The organism is Plasticicumulans acidivorans (assembly GCF_003182095.1).
Lineage (GTDB): Bacteria > Pseudomonadota > Gammaproteobacteria > Competibacterales > Competibacteraceae > Plasticicumulans > Plasticicumulans acidivorans.
Window position 1 is genome coordinate 223,384 of record NZ_QGTJ01000002.1, and the last position, 17,969, is coordinate 241,352.

General features: G+C 70.8%; 20 protein-coding genes and 1 other RNA gene. 16 read left to right on the forward strand and 5 right to left on the reverse strand.

Annotated elements, in window-relative coordinates:
• Positions 1 to 96: 96 nt before the first annotated feature.
• The 4 genes from C7443_RS03610 to C7443_RS20060 are packed head-to-tail and all read right to left on the reverse strand — an operon-like array spanning position 97 to position 4,584.
• The gene (locus C7443_RS03610; RefSeq protein ID WP_110017561.1) at positions 97 to 1,365 is read right to left on the reverse strand and encodes a UbiH/UbiF/VisC/COQ6 family ubiquinone biosynthesis hydroxylase; all 1,269 of its coding nucleotides are present in this window, start codon (positions 1,363 to 1,365) and stop codon (positions 97 to 99) included.
• 23 nt (positions 1,366 to 1,388) lie between these two features.
• Positions 1,389 to 2,642: a 2-octaprenyl-6-methoxyphenyl hydroxylase gene (gene ubiH / locus C7443_RS03615; protein WP_110017212.1), complete on the reverse strand. Its 1,254-nt coding sequence runs from the start codon at positions 2,640 to 2,642 to the stop codon at positions 1,389 to 1,391.
• Between the two features lie 13 nt (positions 2,643 to 2,655).
• The gene (gene pepP, locus C7443_RS03620) at positions 2,656 to 3,966 is read right to left on the reverse strand and encodes a Xaa-Pro aminopeptidase (protein WP_110017562.1); all 1,311 of its coding nucleotides are present in this window, start codon (positions 3,964 to 3,966) and stop codon (positions 2,656 to 2,658) included.
• A 39-nt stretch (positions 3,967 to 4,005) separates the two neighbouring features.
• Positions 4,006 to 4,584 carry a UPF0149 family protein gene (locus C7443_RS20060; protein ID WP_170123479.1) on the reverse strand — a complete coding sequence of 193 codons (579 nt, stop codon included), beginning with the start codon at positions 4,582 to 4,584 and terminating at the stop codon, positions 4,006 to 4,008.
• A 131-nt stretch (positions 4,585 to 4,715) separates the two neighbouring features.
• Here C7443_RS20060 and C7443_RS20065 point away from each other — a divergent pair, with 131 nt between their 5' ends.
• From C7443_RS20065 to C7443_RS03645, 5 genes are all read left to right on the forward strand, one after another.
• The gene (locus tag C7443_RS20065; protein WP_170123480.1) at positions 4,716 to 5,171 is read left to right on the forward strand and encodes a hypothetical protein; all 456 of its coding nucleotides are present in this window, start codon (positions 4,716 to 4,718) and stop codon (positions 5,169 to 5,171) included.
• Positions 5,172 to 5,173: 2 nt separating this feature from the next.
• On the forward strand, positions 5,174 to 5,488 hold the full coding sequence (locus C7443_RS03630; protein WP_110017213.1) for a cell division protein ZapA: 315 nt from the start codon (positions 5,174 to 5,176) through the stop codon (positions 5,486 to 5,488).
• A 13-nt stretch (positions 5,489 to 5,501) separates the two neighbouring features.
• Positions 5,502 to 5,692: non-coding RNA, 6S RNA (gene ssrS, locus C7443_RS03635), on the forward strand.
• A 41-nt stretch (positions 5,693 to 5,733) separates the two neighbouring features.
• Positions 5,734 to 6,303 (forward strand): 5-formyltetrahydrofolate cyclo-ligase, encoded by a 570-nt coding sequence (locus C7443_RS03640; protein WP_110017564.1) that lies wholly within the window; start codon positions 5,734 to 5,736, stop codon positions 6,301 to 6,303.
• A 47-nt stretch (positions 6,304 to 6,350) separates the two neighbouring features.
• Positions 6,351 to 6,812 carry an EVE domain-containing protein gene (locus tag C7443_RS03645; protein WP_110017214.1) on the forward strand — a complete coding sequence of 154 codons (462 nt, stop codon included), beginning with the start codon at positions 6,351 to 6,353 and terminating at the stop codon, positions 6,810 to 6,812.
• A gap of 9 nt (positions 6,813 to 6,821) precedes the next feature.
• On the opposite strand, the gene ilvA is transcribed toward C7443_RS03645, so the two are convergent.
• Positions 6,822 to 8,345, reverse strand: a complete 1,524-nt coding sequence (ilvA, locus tag C7443_RS03650) for a threonine ammonia-lyase, biosynthetic (protein ID WP_110017565.1) — start codon at positions 8,343 to 8,345, stop codon at positions 6,822 to 6,824.
• A gap of 128 nt (positions 8,346 to 8,473) precedes the next feature.
• Between ilvA and rpiA the strand changes: the two genes are divergently transcribed.
• The 11 genes from rpiA to C7443_RS03700 all read left to right on the forward strand — a co-directional run bounded on the left by rpiA (position 8,474) and on the right by C7443_RS03700 (position 17,931).
• A complete protein-coding gene (rpiA, locus tag C7443_RS03655; protein WP_110017215.1) occupies positions 8,474 to 9,136 on the forward strand; it encodes a ribose-5-phosphate isomerase RpiA in 663 nt (220 codons plus the stop codon).
• 178 nt (positions 9,137 to 9,314) lie between these two features.
• Positions 9,315 to 9,614, forward strand: a complete 300-nt coding sequence (locus C7443_RS03660) for a phosphopantetheine-binding protein (RefSeq protein ID WP_110017216.1) — start codon at positions 9,315 to 9,317, stop codon at positions 9,612 to 9,614.
• Between the two features lie 21 nt (positions 9,615 to 9,635).
• Positions 9,636 to 10,298, forward strand: a complete 663-nt coding sequence (locus C7443_RS03665) for a COG4648 family protein (RefSeq protein ID WP_146213225.1) — start codon at positions 9,636 to 9,638, stop codon at positions 10,296 to 10,298.
• The gene (locus C7443_RS03670; RefSeq protein ID WP_342774199.1) at positions 10,295 to 11,662 is read left to right on the forward strand and encodes an AMP-binding protein; all 1,368 of its coding nucleotides are present in this window, start codon (positions 10,295 to 10,297) and stop codon (positions 11,660 to 11,662) included. The genes C7443_RS03665 and C7443_RS03670 overlap by 4 nt, the downstream gene beginning before the upstream one ends.
• Positions 11,659 to 11,955 carry an ApeI family dehydratase gene (locus C7443_RS20560; protein ID WP_342774200.1) on the forward strand — a complete coding sequence of 99 codons (297 nt, stop codon included), beginning with the start codon at positions 11,659 to 11,661 and terminating at the stop codon, positions 11,953 to 11,955. Before C7443_RS03670 ends, C7443_RS20560 begins: the two co-directional genes overlap by 4 nt.
• A gap of 56 nt (positions 11,956 to 12,011) precedes the next feature.
• Positions 12,012 to 12,887 (forward strand): lysophospholipid acyltransferase family protein, encoded by an 876-nt coding sequence (locus tag C7443_RS03675; RefSeq protein ID WP_110017566.1) that lies wholly within the window; start codon positions 12,012 to 12,014, stop codon positions 12,885 to 12,887.
• Complete coding sequence (locus C7443_RS03680; RefSeq protein ID WP_110017218.1) at positions 12,869 to 13,438, forward strand: outer membrane lipoprotein carrier protein LolA; 570 nt, start codon at positions 12,869 to 12,871, stop codon at positions 13,436 to 13,438. The genes C7443_RS03675 and C7443_RS03680 overlap by 19 nt, the downstream gene beginning before the upstream one ends.
• Positions 13,435 to 15,759 carry an MMPL family transporter gene (locus C7443_RS03685; RefSeq protein ID WP_110017219.1) on the forward strand — a complete coding sequence of 775 codons (2,325 nt, stop codon included), beginning with the start codon at positions 13,435 to 13,437 and terminating at the stop codon, positions 15,757 to 15,759. The genes C7443_RS03680 and C7443_RS03685 overlap by 4 nt, the downstream gene beginning before the upstream one ends.
• Positions 15,756 to 16,415, forward strand: coding sequence for an alpha/beta hydrolase (locus tag C7443_RS03690; RefSeq protein WP_110017220.1), 660 nt, complete (start codon positions 15,756 to 15,758; stop codon positions 16,413 to 16,415). The genes C7443_RS03685 and C7443_RS03690 overlap by 4 nt, the downstream gene beginning before the upstream one ends.
• On the forward strand, positions 16,412 to 17,212 hold the full coding sequence (locus C7443_RS03695) for a polysaccharide deacetylase family protein (RefSeq protein WP_110017221.1): 801 nt from the start codon (positions 16,412 to 16,414) through the stop codon (positions 17,210 to 17,212). Before C7443_RS03690 ends, C7443_RS03695 begins: the two co-directional genes overlap by 4 nt.
• Positions 17,209 to 17,931, forward strand: a complete 723-nt coding sequence (locus C7443_RS03700; protein ID WP_110017222.1) for a class I SAM-dependent methyltransferase — start codon at positions 17,209 to 17,211, stop codon at positions 17,929 to 17,931. The genes C7443_RS03695 and C7443_RS03700 overlap by 4 nt, the downstream gene beginning before the upstream one ends.
• The last annotated feature ends 38 nt before the right edge of the window (positions 17,932 to 17,969 follow it).

The following is a 17,969-nucleotide window of genomic DNA, read 5'->3' on the forward strand; positions in this document are numbered from 1 at the left end:
TATCCATACGGGAGCCGGCGCGGCCGGCGGGTTGAACTTGAGCAACGAGTGTATCCCCGCAACGACACTTTGTGGCGATCAAACAGCAGCCTCGCGTCAGACCGCGCGAGCCAGTCGCGGCAGCTCGCCGCTGAGCCCGAGCGCGCGGCGCACCAGCAGGCGCTTGAGCGGCTCGATGGCGTTGGCCAGCAGCAGACCGGCACTGCGCGCGGCGCGCACCGGCGCCAGCGACGAACCGAACACCCGCTTGAAGCCATCCATTGCCGCCAGCATCAGCAGATTGTCGCCCTTGCGCCAGCGTTCGTAGTGACGCAGCCCCTGCAGGCCGCCGACATCGCGCCCGCCGGCGTGTGCCTGCAGGACGATCTCGGCCAGGCTGGCGGCATCGAGCAGACCGAGATTGACACCTTGTCCGGCCAGCGGATGCACCACGTGGGCGGCATCGCCGATCAGCGCGATGCGCGGCTTCACGTACTGCGGCGAGTGCTGCAGCCGCAGTGGAAACGCCGCGCGTTCACCGACGGCCTCGATCTGGCCGAGGCGATATTCGAAGGCTTCGCCCAGCTCCAGCGCAAACGCCGCCTCGTCGAGGCGCAGCAGACGTGCGGCCTGCTCCGGCGTGGTCGACCAGACAATCGAGCTGCGGCCATCGAACAGCGGCAGGAAGGCCAGCGGCCCGCTGGGAAGAAAACGCTGCCAGGCGGTATCGGCATGCGGCAGCGCCGTGCGCACCGGGCAGACCACGGCATGCTGCGCGTAGCCCCAGCCGGCGGTATCGAAGCCCGCCCAGCGGCGCACCTGCGAATTGGCGCCATCGGCACCGACCAGCAGCGCCGCGCGCCAGGCCCGGCCGTCGGCGAGCTGCACCTCGACGCCATCGGCCTGCTCGACGATGCCGCTGACCGCTACACCACTGACCCGCTCGATGTTGGCGAACTCGCCCGCCCGCTGCAGCAGTGCAGCCTGGATCACGTCGTTTTCGATGATCCAGCCGAGGCATTCCTCACCGACTTCGGCGGCATCGAAATGAATCCGCCCCGGCCCGCCGGCATCCCAGACCTCCATGCCGCGATAAGCACAGACGCGGCTCTCGCGCCGGCCCTGCCCGTCGTGCAGTTCGAGCATGCGCTCCCAGGCACCGACCGCGGCGAACACCCGCTGCGAGGCGCGCGCGATCGCCGACACCCGGCACTGTGCCGGCGCGCCGGGTAGCAGCGGCGCCGTCGCCACGGGCTCGACCAGCACCACGCGCAGCTCACTGTCGCCGAGGGCACAGGCGAGTGCGGCGCCGACCATGCCGCCGCCGGCGATCAGCACATCGCAGGCGGCCGGTGTCGTTCTGCGTTCGTCCGTTTGCGGTTCCATGCTCATGTTCCCCGGATACTCCGTCAGGCGGTCAACGGCCGGCCGCAGGCCAGCCGCGGCTGGCGCCCGGCCAGCCCCATCATCTGCCGCGCCAGCGCACGCTTGGCCGGTGCGCACAGGTCGAAGGCCAGCAGGCCGAGATTGCGCGCCAGCATCAGCGGCGGCAGCGGACTGGTGAACAGACGGGCAAGACCGTCGGTGAAGCCGATGGTCTTGCGCTGATCCCAGCGACGCCAGTCGGCGTAGCGCGCCAATACGCTCGGCGCGCCCGGATCCGCGCCGGCGCGCACTGCATCGACGATGACCTCAGCCAGTGCGGCAACATCGCGCAGGCCCAGATTGAAGCCCTGCCCGGCGATCGGGTGCAGCGTATGCGCGGCGTTGCCGACCAGCGCCACACGCTCGCGGGCGTGTTCACGCGCCTTGACCAGACGCAGCGGGTGCGCCTGACGGTGGCCGACACGCTCGAAGCGGCCGAGCCGCTCACCGAAGCGCGCCTGCACCAGTGCGAGGAAAGCCGCATCGTCCATCGCCAGCGCCGCATCGGCCGCCTGCGACGCCACGGTCAGCACCAGGGCGCAACGGCGCTCGCCATGCGGCAGCAGCGCCAGCGGCCCATCCGCGGTGAAGCGTTCATAAGCGACACCGGCGTGCGGATACTGCGGCGTGACGTTGGCGATGATCGCCGTCTGGCCGTAGTCCCACTCCAGCGTCGGCACGCCGAGCTGCTCGCGCAGGGTCGAGCGGGCACCGTCGGCGGCCACCACCAGCCGGGCCCGGAGCGCCCGCGTGGTGCCCGCCGTGCGCACATGCAAAACCACCGCCGTGCTTTCCGGGCCGACACTTTCGACGCTCGCCGGGCACAGCAGATCGACGTCGCGCAGACCGGCCAGACGCTGCTGCAAGGCGGCGCCGATGGCGCGCGCGGCAACCACATAGCCAAGCGCTTCGACGCCTTCGTCGCGGCAGTCGAGACGGGCCACGCCGACGTGGCCGCGGTCGGAAATATGAATGCGCCGGATCGGTGTCGCCGCCTCAAGCAGGTCCGGCCAGACACCGAGCCCCTCGAAAATGCGCCGCGAACCCCAGCCGAGCGCGAGCGTGCGCTCGTCGTAGCCCGGATGCGTATCGCCGGTGCTCCAGGCCTGCGCCTCGATCAGCGCGATACGCAGGCCGAGGCCGTCGAGCGCTGCCGCCAGACAGGCGCCGGCCATGCCGCCACCAACCACGACGATGTCATAGTCGACGGCGTTGGCGGTCACCGCTGCATCGGCCATCGTGCCTCCTCCCTCAGACCGCGCGCATCAGCGCTTCGACATCATCGACGGCCTTCGGCACGTCACCAGTCAGCACGTCGAACCCCGTTGCGGTGACGACGACATCATCCTCGATGCGAATGCCGATGCCGCGGAAACGCTCGTCGACGCTGCTGTCGTCGGGCGCGACGTACAGGCCGGGCTCGACCGTCAGCACCATACCCGGCGCCAGCCGGCACCAGTCTTCACCGCTGCGGTATTCGGACGGATCGTGCACGTCCATGCCCAGCCAGTGGCCGGTGCGGTGCATGTAGAAACGCCTGTAGGATTCGTCGGCGAGGCGCTCGTCGACGCTGCCGGCGAGCAGGCCGAGATCGACCAAGCCGGCGGTCAGCGTGCGCACGGCGGCATCGTGATAGGCCGGCCAGGCCTGGCCGGGGCGAATCTCGGCGAACGCCGCCTGCTGCGCAGCCAGCACCAGCTCGTAGAGATCACGCTGCGGCCCGCTGAAGCGGCCGTTGACCGGGAAGGTGCGGGTGATGTCGCCGGCGTAATGATCGAGCTCGCAGCCGGCGTCGATCAGCACCAGGTCGCCGTCGCGCAGCACGGCGTCGTTTTCCGTGTAATGCAGGATGCAGGCGTTGTCGCCGCCGCCGACGATCGACGGATACGACCAGCCGGCACCGTGGCGACCGAACTCGTGGAGGATTTCGGCCTCCAGCTCGTATTCATACATCCCCGGCCGGCAGACGCGCATCGCCCGGCAGTGGGCCGCCGCGGAGATGCGCCCGGCCTCGGCCATCACCGCCAGCTCGGCGGCCGACTTCACCCGCCGCTGCTCGTGCAGCAGGGTGTCGAGATTGACGAACTCGCGCGGTACATGGACACCGCTGCGCAGCCGCGCACGCAGTGCGTTGACCCAGCCGGTCACGCGCTGGTCGAACGCCGCATCGCAGCCGAAGCGGAAGAACACCCGCTCGCAGTGCGCCAGCAGATCGGGCAGGCGCTGGTCGATTTCATCGAGGGTGAAAGCCTGGTCGGCACCGTAGCGCTCGCAGGCGCCGGCCGGACCGGCACGGCGACCGTGCCAGGTTTCCATCAGCGGATCGCGCGCCCGGCAGAACAGCGTGTAGGGCTTTTCCGCGCCCGGCAGCAGCACGGCGACAGCTTCGGGCTCGGGGAACCCGGTCAGATAGCGGAAATCGCTGTCCTGCCGGTACGGATAAACGACATCGTGGTTGCGCGGGCGCTCCGGCGCCGCGGCGATCAGGGCGATCGAGCCGGGCCCCATCGCCTCCAGCAGACGTGCACGCCGCGCGGCGTATTCTTCGGCGCCAATTCGGATCGCCCCCATCGCCCAGCCTCCCGCTCCAGTCTGACCTGACTACTGCAACTGCACCGGCGCGTCGTGCGTCGTGCGTGGCGCCAGTGAAGCGTGCACCAGCAGCGCCCCCATGCGCACGTACTCGACGACTTCGGCATACGCCGTTTCATCATCGTCCGACGGCTCGTCGGCATCGAAACCGACCTGGGCGATCTCGCGCAGATCTTCGAGGTATTCGCGGGCATCGGCCCCCAGCGCGTCGATGCGGTCGGCCGCTTCGCGGCCCAGTCCGTAGATGAAGCCCTGGCACCAGGCCCCGAGCGCCTCGGCACGCTCATCGAGCGCACTGTCATCGGCATCCGGCAGCAACGGCTCGAAACCGAAGGTCTCATCAGCCAGCGCGGCACCGGTGGCGGTGAACAGTGATTCGAGCTGCACGCGACCGTCGGCCTGCAGGGCCGCAACGTCGCTCAACTCCTGCTGCAATACGCCAAGCCAGCGGTGCATGCTCAACGACTGATCCGCGCAGTACATGCCCACCAGCAAACCATGCACCTCTGCCGCCTGACTCAGGCTGCCGGCTCGCGAGAGCGTGGTCTGAATCTCGTCAAAAGGCGGCGTTCGAAAGCGATCGTTCATGCCGGAAAGCCTCCCGGGACGGCACAGAAAGGCTCCGCATGCTACACCCCCGCATCGCCGCGCCGGTAGTTTGCCGCTTTGGCCACGCGGCGATTGACCCTGTCGCAAACCGCCACCTATAGTCCCCGTCCATGGAAACGACCCTCGTCCCAGGCCCCGCTCCGGCCCTGTCTGCCCTCGAAAAACGTGTCGGCGAACTCGCCAGATTCGGCGAATCCATGGCCGGCGACAACCGCAAGCTGCGCCAGCAGGTCGGTCACCTCGATGTCGAACTGGCGGCAACCCGCCAGGCCCGCATCGATGAGACCACGCGCCTGCGTGACAGCCACGAGCACCAGCTGCGCGAGCTGCAGGCCACCCACACCCGTGAAGTCGAAGCGCTGCGCAGCGACTACGAAACACAGCTGGCCGAACTGCGGGCCGCTCACGTGACAGAAATCGAGCACCTGAGCAGCCTGCACGCCGATGAACTCGGCACGCTGCGGGAAGGCTACGAGAGCGAGCTCGACGACCTCCGCACCCGTCTGCAGGACGCAGAGAACCGCCTGGCACTGATGGTTTCACGCCTGCGCACCCTGGAGTCCTGAGCATGTCCGCGAGCAACCAGCTCATCACCGTACGCATCATGGACGGTGAATACAAAGTCGCGTGTCCGCCCGAGGAAATCGATGATCTGCAGCGGGCGGCCGCATTTCTCAACGAGCGCCTCGGCGAAGTCCGTGCCAGCGGCCGTATTTCCGGCCCCGAGCGCATCGCCGTCATGGCCGGCCTCAATCTGGCCTACGAGCTGCTGAAGATTTCACGCGAAGCCAATGCCGAACGCGAACTGACCCGCACCCAGGCCGAACGCCTGCTGCGCCTGGTCGACGCGAGCCTTAGCAAAATCACCGAACAGCCGCTATAGTGTGTCTCACGGGCATCCCCTGCGGTGTTCGAGGAATAGGGCCGTAATCCCCTTGATCCATAGTTTGACAGCCGGGGGATCGGTTACGCGGTATCGGTGTGCAAGTCCGCCTTCGCAGCGGGAAGCCTTAGATATCGTGCCGGTTCCCACTTGAACCAAGTACTGGTTCAAGGGCCAGGCCCGGACGGCACATGCGGGGGGTGCCTCCTCTTTTTGCCCGCTCTCAGCAGAACCCACCTGTGACCATGCAGCCCACCGATCTGCGCCGCGCGCTGCGCGCGCGCCGGCGTGAGCTCGACGCCGGTTTCCGCGCTGAAGCAGCGGCCCGCGTCGCCAGCCGCATCGCCAGCCAACCGGCCTTCACCAGCGCACAGCGCGTCGCCGTGTACATCGCCTTCGACGGCGAGCTCGATCCGGCACCGCTGGTCGACATCGCCCGCGCCTGCGGCAAGGACGTGCTGCTGCCAGTGCTGCAGGGCGATCAGGCCATGCACTTCGGCCTGTGGCCCGCCGCTGCCGAGCTGAGCAGCAACCGCTTCGGTATTCCGGAACCGCACGCCACCGAGCGTTTTGCCGCACGCGACGTCGATCTGGTGCTGACGCCGCTGGTCGGTTTCGATGTGCAATGCGGACGCCTCGGCATGGGCGGCGGCTTCTACGACCGCACCTTCGCCTTCCTGCTTGACGATGCCGAGGCGCGACCGCGGCTGTTCGGCCTCGCCTACGACTGCCAGCGCGTCGAGCAGCTGCCGCGCCAGCCCTGGGACGTGCCGCTCGCGGCGGTCGTCACCGAAGCCGCCGTGTACTGCGCCTGAACTCGGGCGATACTGCGGACCCGTTCCCCGCCCCGACAGGTCAGGCGATGAATCACTGGCTGATGAAATCCGAGCCCGGCGAGTTCAGCATCGACGCGCTGGAAGCGATGCCCGAGCGCACCGAGCACTGGGACGGCGTGCGCAATTACCAGGCGCGCAACATGATGCGCGACCAGATGCAGCTCGGCGACCGGGTGTTCTTCTATCACTCCAACACCGAGGTGCCGGGCATCGTCGGCATCGCCGAGATCGCGCGCACCGGCTACCCGGACTTCCTCGCCTGGGAGCCGACGGACAAGCACTACGCCCCGAAGAGCACGCCGGACAAGCCGATCTGGTACATGGTCGACATCCGCTTCGTGCGCCGTCTCCAGCGCACGATCAGCCTGAGCGAACTCAAGGAGCACGCCGACGCGCTCGGCGATTTTCCGCTGCTGCGCCGCGGCAACCGGCTGTCGGTGATGCCGGTCAGCGCCGCGCAGTGGGATTACATCCTCGGCCTCGAATGAGCCGCCGGCTCAGCGCGCACCGCCATCGAGGAACCGCCGGTAGGCCGGATTATCGGTCTCCTCCCAGTACTCGTAGCCGAGCTGCGCCAGGATCTGGCGGAAGCGCTCGCGCTCGCCCGCCGGCACCTGCACGCCGGCCAGCACGCGACCGTAGTCGGCGCCGTGGTTGCGGTAATGGAACAGCGAGATGTTCCAGCCATGCACCATCGAGTTGAGGAACTTCAGCAGCGCACCCGGCCGTTCCGGGAACTGGAAGCGATACAGCACCTCATCGGCGATGCCCGGCGCATGGCCGCCGACCATGTAGCGCACGTGCAGCTTGGCCATCTCGTTGTCGCTCATGTCGAGCACCGGATAGCCCTCGCCGCGCAGCTGCTCGATCAGCGCCAGTTTTTCCTCGCGCCCCTCGCTGAGCTGCACACCGACGAAGATCTGCGCATCGCGGGCATCGGCGTAGCGGTAGTTGAATTCGGTGATCGCGCGCTTGCCGAGGGTCTGGATGAACTTGCGGAAGGCGCCAGGCCGCTCGGGAATCGTCACCGCGATCAGCGCCTCACGCTGCTCGCCGATCTCCGCGCGCTCGGCAACGTGGCGCAGGCGGTCGAAATTGACGTTGGCACCGCAGTTGATCGCAACCAGCGTCTGCCCGCTGATGCCGCGCTCGGCGACGTATTTCTTCAGGCCGGCGGTACCGACGGCGCCGGCCGGTTCGGCGATCGCGCGGGTGTCGTCGAAGATGTCCTTCATCGCCGCACAGATTTCATCGGTGCTGACGGTGATGACCTCATCGACGTATTCGCGGCACAGACTGAAGGTTTCCTCGCCGATCTGACGCACGGCGACACCGTCGGCAAAGATACCGACCTGATCGAGCACGACACGCTCGCCCGCCTGCATCGCCGCCTGCAGGCAGGCGGCATCGTCGGGCTCGACGCCGATGATGCGGATATCCGGGCGCAGGTATTTGACGTAGGCGGCGATGCCGGCGATCAGCCCGCCGCCGCCGACGGCGACGAAGATCGCGTGGATTGGGTCCGGATGCTGACGCAGGATCTCCATGCCAATGGTGCCCTGGCCGGCGATCACGTCCGGATCGTCGTAGGGATGGATGAAGGTCAGGCCCTTTTCGGCTTCGAGCTGGCGGGCGTGCTGCGCGGCCTCGTCGAAAGTGTCGCCGAACAGCACGACGCGTGCACCGCGCGCCTTGCAGGCGTTGATCTTGATCGGCGGCGTGGTGCGCGGCATCACGATCGTCGCCTTGACGCCGAGCTTCTGCGCCGACAGCGCCACGCCCTGCGCATGGTTGCCGGCCGAGGCACAGATCACACCGCGCTCCAGCGCCTCGCGCGGCAGGCCGACCATCTTGTTGTAGGCACCGCGCAGCTTGAAGGAGAACACCGGCTGCAGGTCTTCGCGCTTGAGCCGAATGGTGTTGCCGAGGCGGGTGGAGAGGCGGGGCAGCGAGTCCAGCGGGCTCTCGATCGCCACGTCATAGACGCGGGCGGAGAGGATCTTGCGGATATAGTCGTGCATGGTGAGCGCAGCGCTCGGAAACAGCGCCGATTGGCGGCGAAACAGGGGATATTGCACCGCCGCCCCGAGGGTGTCCATCCGCGCTACAATCCGCGCCCTTCCTCCCCCGCCTGCGGAATCGTCCCTCCATGACCCAGGATGAACTCAAGCAGCGTGTCGCCGAAGCCGCCCTTGAATACGTCGAAGACGGCATGATCGTCGGCGTCGGTACCGGCTCGACGGTGAACTTCTTCATCGATGCGCTGGCGCGCATCAAGGGCCGCATCGACGGCGCCGTTTCCAGCTCGGAGGCCAGCAGCACGCGCCTGCGCGCGCACGGCATCCCGGTCTACGAACTCAACGCCGTCGGCCCGCTGCCGGTCTACATCGACGGCGCCGACGAGTCCGACCCGCAGCTGTGCCTGACCAAGGGCGGCGGCGGCGCACTGACCCGCGAGAAGATCGTCGCCGCGGCGTCGGAACGCTTCGTCTGCATCGCCGATGCCTCGAAACTGGTCGAGCGCCTCGGCCGTTTCCCGCTGCCGGTCGAAGTCATCCCGATGGCGCGCAGCCATGTCGCCCGCCAGCTGCTCAAGCTCGGCGGCCAGCCGGTCTGGCGCGAGCAGTTCGTCACCGACAACGGCAACCTGATCCTCGATGTGCACGGCCTGCAGATCGACGACCCGCGCGGCCTCGAACGCGCGATCAACGACATTGCCGGCGTCGTCTGCAACGGCCTGTTCGCACTGCGCCCGGCCGATGTGCTGCTGCTCGCTTCCGCCGAAGGTGTGCGCCGCATCACGCCAGCCTGAGATGTTGCAGTGCAGTGACTTGGACCCTGCGTCGCAGCAACGTTAATATGCGTTCGTTCTATGAACATGCGCAGAGTGCACGGCTCTGCATGCGCTGTGCGCCCGCATGCGAGTCATGTTCTTCGCCGGTTCACTCCGCCCTCGCCCAAGCGGGCGCCGTCCGCCGAGATTTGCAGCCATGTCGCCCAGCACGCACGCCCCGCTTTCCGATGACGATACCGCGACCCTGCAACGTGAGATCGCCGAACTGATCGTCGTCTCGCTGAACCTCGACGTCGCCGCCTCGGCGATCGCGGTCGAAGCGCCGCTGTACGGCGATGAAGGTCTCGGACTGGACTCGATCGACATCCTCGAACTCGCGCTGGTGGTGTCCAAGCGCTACGGCTTCGCGCTGCGCGCCGACAGCGAGGACAACGTCCGCATTTTTTCCTCGCTGGCCCAGCTGGCGGACTACGTCCGCGCTCACCGCACCTGCTGAGCCGGCATCGTGGCCGCCACGATGAGCGCCGGACCTCTGCTGCGTGCCGCCGTCACCGCCCTGCTGCTGGTCACCTACTCGGTGGCCGTGCACCTGACCACGGCATCCGCCCAGCCCAGCGACCTCGGCGCAGCCGTCGCCGTGCTGCCACCGCTCGGTTTCGGCCTGCTGCTGGCCTGGCGCGCCACGCACCGCCGCCGCTGGCTGGCAGTGTGGTCACTTGTCGCCGCGGCCACGGCGCTCGGCTGGCCGCAGCTGCGCAGCGGCTTTGCCTGGATCTACCTGCTGCAGCACGCCGGCAGCTTCGCTCTGCTGGCGCTGCTGTTCGGCAGCACCCTGCGCCGTGGCGAGCTGGCGCTGATCTCGCGCGTGCACCAGCTCGTGCACGGCCAGCTGCCGCCGCTGGCGGCCCGCTACACACGCGGCGTCACCCAGGTGTGGGCGCTGTTCTGCACCACGATGACACTGACTTCGCTGGCGCTGTTCGCACTCGGCCCGCGTGAGAGCTGGTCACTGTTCGCCAATGCGCTGACGCCGGTGCTGGTCATTGCCCTGTTCGCCGCCGAATATCTGCTGCGCGTGTGCCTGCTGCCGGCGTCGATGCGTTCCGGGCTGCTCGATTCGATCCGCGCCTTCCGCCGCCTCGGCGACGCCGGCGCGACCACCCAGGCCTCGCAGTCATGAGCGCCGACGCGCCGCTGCCGCTGCTGTCCCACACCGAGGCCGACGCCATCGTCGCCTGGCGGCACGGTGCACCGATCAGCCGCCGGCGCATGCTCGGCGACATCGAACGCGTCGCCGCGGCGCTGCCGGCCGGACGCCACCTGCTCAACGTCTGCAGCGACCGCTACCACTTCGCGGTCGGCCTCGCCGCCGGCGTACTCGCCGGGCGCATCAGCCTGCTGCCGTCGACACTGACTGAAAGCGTCGTGCGCCAGTTGCTGGTCGATGCCCCCGACACGGTACTGCTCAGCGAAGCCGATGCGCCGGCGCTGCTGCCGGGCACGCTGCCGCGACTGATCTATCCGCAGGGCGAGCGCCACGACGGGCCGGCGCAGGTGCCGCTGATCGATGCCGGGCAGCTGGCCGCTCGCGTGTTCACCTCCGGCTCGACCGGCCTGCCGCAGCCGCACGGCAAGAGCTGGGGCCGGCTGGTGCGCAACGCCCGCACCGGCGCCCGCGCGCTCGGCCTCGACGACGGCCGCAATTTCGCCCTGCTCGGCACGGTGCCGCCGCAGCATATGTACGGCCTGGAATCGACGGTGCTGCTGGCGCTGCACGGCGGCGGCGCGCTGGTCGCCGAACGGCCCTTCCACCCGGCTGAAATCGCCGCGGCACTGGCCGCGCTGCCGGCACCGCGGGTGCTGGTCAGCACGCCGTTCCACCTGCGCACACTGCTCGCCGCCGGTACCGAACTGCCGACGCTGGCGCGCGTGCTGAGCGCGACGTCGCCGCTCGAACGCACGCTCGCCGCCGCCATCGAAGCGCACTGCGCGACGCGGCTGAGCGAGATCTACGGCAGCACCGAAAGCGGACAGGTCGCGGTACGCGACAGCGCCCGCGAAGAGCACTGGACGCTGATGCCCGGCATCGAGCTGCAGCAGCGCGACGGCCGCGGCTGGGTCAGCGGCGGCCACATCGAGGCGCCGGTGCCGCTCGGCGACGCCATCACGCCGCTCGACAGCCGCCACTTCATGCTCGGCGCCCGCGACGAGGACATGGTCAACATCGCCGGCAAGCGCACTTCGCTGGCCTACCTCAACCATCAGCTGCTGGCCATCGCCGGCGTCGTCGACGGCGCCTTCTACATGCCGGACGCAACAGCGGACGACGCAGCGCAGCACGGCATCACCCGGCTGGCGGCCTTCGTCGTCGCCCCGACGCTCGGCCGCGAGGCGCTGCTGCACGCGCTGCGCGCGGCGATCGACCCGGTGTTCCTGCCGCGACCGCTGATCCACCTCGCCACGCTGCCGCGCAATGCCACCGGCAAACTGCCGCGCGCCGCCTGCGAGGCCCTGCTCGCTGCCCATCGCGGGAGCGCCCCGTGACGCCGGCACCGCTGACGCTGTCGCTGCCGGCCACGCACCCGGTGTTCGCCGGCCATTTTCCCGCACATCCGGTGCTGCCGGGCGCGCTACTGCTCGACCTGCTGGTGCATGCGCTCGCCGACGCGGCGGCCGGCGACTGGCAGGTGCTCAGCGCCAAGTTCCTGCAGCCGGTCGGCCCCGGCGAGCGGCTGCAGGCGAGCTTCAGCGCCGGCGCGCACGGCCTCGGCTTCGAGCTGCGCAGCGCCGGGCGCGTGGTCGCCAGCGGCCGGCTGGCGCGCGGAGCGACGGCGTGAGCCTGCGCCGCGCGCGTGCCGCCTGGGCCACCCGGCCCGAGCGCAGCAATGTCGCGATGCTCAAACTGATGAGCTGGATCTCGCTGCGGCTCGGTCGCCCGGCCGGGCGCGGCGTGCTGCACCTGATCGCGGCCTACTTCCTGCTGTTCGCCCCGTCGGCGCGGCGCGCCTCGCGCGCCTACCTGCACCGGGTGCTGGAACAGCGGCCGGGGCTGCGCGCCAGCTACCGCCACATCCACAGCTTCGCGGCGACGATCCACGACCGCATCTACCTGCTCAACGACCGCTTCGACCTGTTCGACCTGCGCATCGAAGGCGAGGCGGTGATGCTCGACGCCCTCGCCGACGGCCGCGGCGCGCTGCTGTTCGGCGCACACCTCGGCAGCTTCGAGGTGGTGCGCGCGATCGGGCGCCGTCACCCGCAGGTGCGCGTGGCGCTGGCGATGTTCCCGGACAACGCCCGGCGCATCGGCGCCGCGCTCGATGCGATCAACCCGGCGGCGCGCCCCGACATCATCGCCCTCGGCCGCATGGACGCGATGCTGCAGGTGCGCGAGCGGCTGCTGCAGGGTCAGTTCGTCGGCGTGCTCGCCGACCGCACGCCCGGCGACGAGGCCACGCGCCCGGTACCGGTGCTCGGTGCCGAAGCGCCGCTACCGCTCGGGCCGCTGCGCATGGCGGCGATGCTGCGCAGCCGGGTGATCTTCATGGCCGGGCTGTACCTCGGCGGCAACCGCTACGCCATCCGCTTCGCGCAGATCGCCGACTTCTCCGACTGCAGCGCCGACGCCCGCGAGGTGCAGATCGACGCCGCGCTCCACCGCTACGCCGCGCTGATCGAGGACTGCTGCCGGCAGGCGCCGTACAACTGGTTCAATTTCTTCGATTTCTGGCCCGCGCGGCCAGCCAGCCCATGCGCCGACGCCTGCTGAGCGCGCTGCTGCTCACCGTCGCCGCGCTCGCCCATGCCGAAGACTGGACGCTGACGCAGCTGATGGCGGCACTGGCCGCCAATCCCGGCGGCCGCGCCCACTTCGTCGAGCGCAAGGACATCGCCCTGCTCGATGCCCCGGTCGAGGCCCGCGGCGAACTGTTCTACCGACCGCCCGATCACCTCGAACGCCGCACGCAGACACCGCAGCCGGAAACGCTGATCCTCGATGGCGAGATGCTGACGCTCGAACGCGACGGCCGCCGCCTGCAGCTGAGCCTCGCCGAACGGCCGCAGATCGCCGCCTTCACCGACAGCATCCGCCGCACGCTGGCCGGCGACCGCCACGCACTGGAGCGCGCCTACCGGCTGACGCTGAGCGGCGAGGCCGCGCTGTGGACCCTGCGCCTGGTACCGGACGACGAGGCGCTGCGCGAGATCATCCAGCAGATCACCATCAGCGGCAACCAGGGCGAGGTGCGCTCGATCGCCATCCTGCAGGCCGACGGCGATCGCTCGCTGATGACCATCACGCCGGAGCCGGCGCCATGAGCCGGCGGCCGCGTGGCGCCGTGCTGCTGTGGCTGGCCGGGCTCGCCGTCTGCCTCTACCTGCTGACGCAGGCGCGCTTTACCGCCGACCTGTCGGCCTTTCTGCCGCAGACGCCGAGTGCCGAACAACGGCTGCTGGTCGAGCAGCTGCGCGACGGCCCGGTGTCGCGGCTGCTGCTGATCGGCATCCGCGGCGGCGAAGCGATCGAGCGCGCCGCCGCCTCGCGCACGCTGGCGTCGCGACTGCAGCACGCGCCCGAATTCGTCGCCGTCGCCAACGGCGAGGCCGCCAGCGCCGAAGCCGACCAGCAGTGGCTGTTCGAGCAGCGCTACCTGCTCAGCCCCGCGGTCGATGCCGAACGCTTCAGCGTCGCCGGCCTGCACCGCGCGATTCAGGCCAGCATCGAGCGGCTGAGCTCGCCGGCCGGCCTGCTGCTCAAGCAGCTGCTGCCACGCGACCCGACCGGCGAGACGCTCGCCCTGCTCGATGCCCTGGCGGCCCGCGGCCAGCCGGCCAGCCGCGAGGGCGTCTGGAGTACCCGCGACGGCGAACAGGCGCTGCTGCTCGCCACCACCCGCGCCGCCGGCGCCGACACCGACGGCCAGGCAGCCGCCGTCGAACGCGTGCGCACGGCGTTCGCGCCGCTCGCGCACGGCGCGCTGCAGCTGGAGCTGAGCGGACCCGGCGTGTTCGCGGTGCAGGCGCGGGCGACGATCAAAAGCGAAGTCGAGCGCCTGTCGCTGCTGGCGAGCGCGCTGATCGCCGCGCTGCTGCTCTACGCCTACCGCTCGCCGCGCCTGCTCCTGCTCGGCCTGCTGCCGATGGCGAGCGGCGCGCTGGCCGGCATCGCCGCGGTGGCCGCCGGCTTCGGCGTGGTGCATGGCATCACCCTCGGTTTCGGCATCACGCTGATCGGCGAGGCGGTCGATTACGCCATCTACCTGTTCGTGCAGTCGGCGCGCAGCACCAGCCTCGCCGGCTTCTGGCCGACCGTGCGCCTCGGCGTGCTGACCTCGGTGTGCGGCTTCGCCGCGCTGCTGCCGGCGCAGTTCCCCGGCCTCGCCCAGCTCGGCGCGTTCTCGCTGGTCGGCCTGCTCACCGCGGCGCTGGTCACCCGCCACGTGCTGCCGGCGCTGCTGCCGGCGACGCTGCAGGTGCGCGATCTGAGCCCGCTCGGCCGGCGCCTGGCCGCTGCACTGCCGGCACTGCGCCGCCTGCGGCCGCTGCTGCTGCTGCTGATCGCGCTCGCCGCCGGGCTGCTCTACAGCCGCCAGTCGACGCTGTGGCAGCACGAGCTGGCGGCGCTGAGCCCGGTGTCGGCCGCCGACCAGGCGCTCGATGCACGCCTGCGCGCCGCCCTCGGCGCACCCGAAGTGCGCTATCTGGTGGTCGCCCGCGCGGCCAGCGCCGATGCCGCGCTGCACGCCGCCGAACGGCTGGCACCAACGCTCGATGCGCTGCAGGCGCAAGGGCTGATCGGCGGCTACGACAGTGCCGCGCGCTACCTGCCGAGCCTGGCGACGCAGCAGGCACGTCGCGCCGCGCTGCCGGACACCGCAACGCTGCGCGAGCGCCTGCAGGCGGCGCTGGCCGGCCTGCCGCTGCGTGCCGAGCGCCTCGACGGTTTTCTCGCCGACGTCGAAGCCAGCCGCCAAACGCCGCCGCTGAGCCGCGCCGATCTCGCCGACACCAGCTTCGCGCTGGCCGTCGATGCGCTGCTGCAGCAGCGCGCCGATGGCTGGCAGGCGCTGCTGCCGCTGCACGCACCGCAGGCCGACGGCCGGCTGCCCGACGTCGCCTACCTGCGCGCGGCGATCGCCGCCAGCGGTGTCGACGGCGCGCGCTTCATCGACCTCAAGCACGAGTCCGACGCGCTCTACGCCGGCTACGTCGATGAGGCCATCCACCTGACGCTGGCCGGCTGCACGGCGATCGCCGTGCTGTTGCTGATCGCCCTGCGCTCGCCGCGCGCCTGGCTGCAGGTGTGGCTGCCGCTGGCCGGCGCCACGCTGCTGGTCGGCGCCGGCCTGGCGCTGGCCGGTGAGCGGCTGACGCTGCTGCACCTGATCGGCCTGCTGCTGATCGTCGCCGTCGGCTCGAACTACGCGCTGTTCTTCGCCCGCGCGCAGACGCCGGATGCGACGACGCTGGCCTCGCTGCTGCTCGCCAACCTGACGACCATGCTCGGCTTCGGCCTGCTGGGGTTTTCCAGCGTGCCGGTGCTGCACGCGATCGGCGTCGTCGTCGGTCCTGGCGCGCCGCTGGCGCTGCTGCTCGCCGCCGTGCTGTCCTCGCCGGCCACTGAAGCGGAGCCCGCATGACCACCCCGTTGCGCTCGCTGTACCTGCCCGCGCGGCCCGGCCACACGGCACCGCTGCTGTGCGCGCTGCTGCCGGGCGCCGGCGACCGCCCCGAGCATTACCTCGAACACGGCTGCATCGCCGCCGCCCGCGAGCGCGGCTTCGACGTCGACTTCCTGCTGCTGGAAACCGCACTCGACCGCCTGATCGACGGCGCCATCGTCCACGCGCTGGAGGCCGCGCTGGCGCCACAGCGCGCCGGCCGCCGGCAGTGCTGGCTTGGCGGCATCTCGCTCGGCGCGCTGGTGGCGCTGATGCACGCCGATGCCTACCCGCAGGCCGCGGACCGCCACCTGCTGCTCGCGCCGTATCCCGGCAACCGCACCATCACCGCCGACATCGCCGCCGCCGGCGGCCTCGCCGCCTGGCAGGCCGGCACGCTGCCGGCGGGCGAGATCGAACGCCGCGGCTGGCGGGCACTGCAGCGGCTGGCCGGCGAGCGGTCGCCGTGGCTCGGCTACGGCCGCGATGACCGCTTCGCCGCCGGTCATGCACTGATGGCCGCGGTGCTGCCACAGGCGCAGGTGCACATCGTCGACGGCGGCCACGACTGGGCGGCCTGGCGCGCGCTGTGGGCGACGTTCCTCGCCGGCGGCGCGCTGGAGGCCGGACGATGAGGCGCTGGCAACCCTCCCCGCTGCTGCGCGGCTCGGCCGTGCTGCACGCCGTCGCCGCCGGCTCGCTGACCATCGCGCCGGCCGCCTGGCCCTACGCGCTCGGCGCCGTCGCCGCCAATCACCTGCTGCTGACCGCCGCCGGCCTGTGGCCGCGCAGCCACCTGCTCGGGCCGAACCTGACACGGCTGGCGGAGACCGCCGATGCCATCGCGCTGACCATCGACGACGGTCCCGATCCGCAGATCACGCCGCAGGTGCTCGACGCGCTCGATGCCGCCGGCGCGCGGGCGAGCTTTTTCTGCATCGGCGCGCGCGCCGAGCGGCATCCGCAGCTGATCGCCGAGATCGTGCGCCGCGGCCACCGCGTCGAGAACCACAGCCAGCATCACCGCCACCATTTCTCGCTGTGCGGCCCGCGCGCGCTGAGCCGCGAAATCGCCGCGGCGCAGGCGACGCTGAGCGCGCTCGCCGGCACGCCGCCGCAGTATTTCCGCGCGCCGGCCGGCCTGCGCAATCCGTTTCTCGACCCGGTGCTGCATCGCCACGACCTGCACCTGGCGAGCTGGACGCGGCGCGGTTTCGACACCCGCGAGCGCGATCCGGCGCGCGTCGGCGCACGCCTGCTGCGCGGCCTCGCCGCCGGTGACGTGCTGCTGCTGCACGACGGCCACGCCGCCCGCAGCCACAGCGGCGAGCCGATGATCCTCGCCGTGCTGCCGCAGCTGTTCGCGGCCTGCCGCGCGCGCGGCCTGCGCGTGCAGCCGCTGCCGCCGCCCGACTGGAGCGATCCACGATGAGCACACACGCCCCCGCCCGCCTGGTCAGCGCCGCCGCCGCGCCGTACCGCGCCGGCGGCCGCTTCGCCTGGCATTTCGCCCGCGGCAAGCTCGGCGGCGACCCGGCCTTCGCCGGCCTGCTGCGCCTGGGCCTGATCGCCGACGGTGCGCACCTGCTCGACCTCGGCTGCGGTCAGGGTCTGCTCGCCCGCTGGCTCGACGCCGCCGTGCAGGCCCACGCCGCCGGCGACTGGCCGGCCGGCTGGCCGCCGCCGCCGCACCTGGCCGGCTACCACGGCATCGAGCTGATGCCGCGCGACGTGGCGCGCGCCGGTGCCGCGCTCGCCGGCCTGCCGTGGGCGCGGGTCGAGTGCGGCGATATCTGCAGCGCCGATTTCGGCCGCGCCGAGGTCGCCGTGATCCTCGACGTGCTGCACTACATCGACTATGCCGAGCAGGCCGCCGTCATCGCCCGCCTGGCGCATACGCTGGCACCGCACGGCACGCTGCTGCTGCGCGTCGGCGACGCCGCCGCCGGCTGGCCGTTCCGCTGCAGCCAGTGGGTCGACCGCATCGTCACCTTCGTGCGCGGCCACCGCCTCGGCCGGCTGTACTGCCGCCCGCTCGATGACTGGTGTGCGCTGCTGCGCGCGCACGGCTTCGCGGTGCGCGCGCAGGCGATGAGCGCCGGCACACCGTTCGCCAACGTACTGCTGATCGCGCGCTGCGGCGGCGCCTGAGCGCTATACTCGCCCCCCTCGCGCTCCCGGCTCCAGCC

What these genes read in the sequence shown, in the direction of transcription:
- C7443_RS03660 (WP_110017216.1), top strand. Translation starts at nt 9,315, where the DNA reads ATGTCGCCCAGCACGCACGCCCCGCTTTCCGATGACGATACCGCGACC.
- C7443_RS03685 (WP_110017219.1), top strand. Translation starts at nt 13,435, where the DNA reads ATGAGCCGGCGGCCGCGTGGCGCCGTGCTGCTGTGGCTGGCCGGGCTC.
- C7443_RS20060 (WP_170123479.1), bottom strand. Translation starts at nt 4,584, where the DNA reads ATGAACGATCGCTTTCGAACGCCGCCTTTTGACGAGATTCAGACCACG.
- C7443_RS03675 (WP_110017566.1), top strand. Translation starts at nt 12,012, where the DNA reads ATGCTCAAACTGATGAGCTGGATCTCGCTGCGGCTCGGTCGCCCGGCC.
- C7443_RS03670 (WP_342774199.1), top strand. Translation starts at nt 10,295, where the DNA reads ATGAGCGCCGACGCGCCGCTGCCGCTGCTGTCCCACACCGAGGCCGAC.
- C7443_RS03700 (WP_110017222.1), top strand. Translation starts at nt 17,209, where the DNA reads ATGAGCACACACGCCCCCGCCCGCCTGGTCAGCGCCGCCGCCGCGCCG.
- rpiA (WP_110017215.1), top strand. Translation starts at nt 8,474, where the DNA reads ATGACCCAGGATGAACTCAAGCAGCGTGTCGCCGAAGCCGCCCTTGAA.
- ilvA (WP_110017565.1), bottom strand. Translation starts at nt 8,345, where the DNA reads ATGCACGACTATATCCGCAAGATCCTCTCCGCCCGCGTCTATGACGTG.
- C7443_RS03630 (WP_110017213.1), top strand. Translation starts at nt 5,174, where the DNA reads ATGTCCGCGAGCAACCAGCTCATCACCGTACGCATCATGGACGGTGAA.
- C7443_RS03645 (WP_110017214.1), top strand. Translation starts at nt 6,351, where the DNA reads ATGAATCACTGGCTGATGAAATCCGAGCCCGGCGAGTTCAGCATCGAC.
- C7443_RS03610 (WP_110017561.1), bottom strand. Translation starts at nt 1,365, where the DNA reads ATGGAACCGCAAACGGACGAACGCAGAACGACACCGGCCGCCTGCGAT.
- C7443_RS03665 (WP_146213225.1), top strand. Translation starts at nt 9,636, where the DNA reads ATGAGCGCCGGACCTCTGCTGCGTGCCGCCGTCACCGCCCTGCTGCTG.
- C7443_RS03695 (WP_110017221.1), top strand. Translation starts at nt 16,412, where the DNA reads ATGAGGCGCTGGCAACCCTCCCCGCTGCTGCGCGGCTCGGCCGTGCTG.
- C7443_RS03640 (WP_110017564.1), top strand. Translation starts at nt 5,734, where the DNA reads ATGCAGCCCACCGATCTGCGCCGCGCGCTGCGCGCGCGCCGGCGTGAG.
- C7443_RS03680 (WP_110017218.1), top strand. Translation starts at nt 12,869, where the DNA reads ATGCGCCGACGCCTGCTGAGCGCGCTGCTGCTCACCGTCGCCGCGCTC.
- C7443_RS20065 (WP_170123480.1), top strand. Translation starts at nt 4,716, where the DNA reads ATGGAAACGACCCTCGTCCCAGGCCCCGCTCCGGCCCTGTCTGCCCTC.
- ubiH (WP_110017212.1), bottom strand. Translation starts at nt 2,642, where the DNA reads ATGGCCGATGCAGCGGTGACCGCCAACGCCGTCGACTATGACATCGTC.
- C7443_RS03690 (WP_110017220.1), top strand. Translation starts at nt 15,756, where the DNA reads ATGACCACCCCGTTGCGCTCGCTGTACCTGCCCGCGCGGCCCGGCCAC.